This is a genomic window from Brachybacterium sp. AOP25-B2-12, assembly GCF_052378625.1.
Taxonomy (GTDB): domain Bacteria; phylum Actinomycetota; class Actinomycetes; order Actinomycetales; family Dermabacteraceae; genus Brachybacterium.
Window position 1 is genome coordinate 1 of the sequence record NZ_JBQSXW010000098.1, and the last position, 263, is coordinate 263.

The following is a 263-nucleotide window of genomic DNA, read 5'->3' on the forward strand; positions in this document are numbered from 1 at the left end:
GCTCTTCACAATTCGGGGTGTAGGTGTGGTCTGAATCCGCCGGCTTCGAGGAGTGCGCGGGCGATGTAGTTGGTGGGGTTGCGGAAGCCGAGGGCCAGGCCACGCAGGTGCTCGAGGCGACCGTTCACGGCTTCGGTAGGTCCGTTGCTCGTGCGCGGCCGGTCGAAGTAGGCCAGGACGTCGCAGGCGCGTCTGGTCAGGGTGCGGCCGAGCTTGCGCAGTTCTACCAACGCCTCAGGCACACTGTCGGCGAGGGCGTCGAT

1 protein-coding gene is annotated in these 263 nt (G+C 66.5%); it reads right to left on the minus strand.

Going from position 1 to position 263, the window contains the following annotated elements:
* Nucleotides 1-5: 5 nt before the first annotated feature.
* Nucleotides 6-263: transposase (locus tag ACT3TZ_RS15320; protein ID WP_444584270.1), on the minus strand; the 258-nt coding region annotated here is incomplete at its 5' end.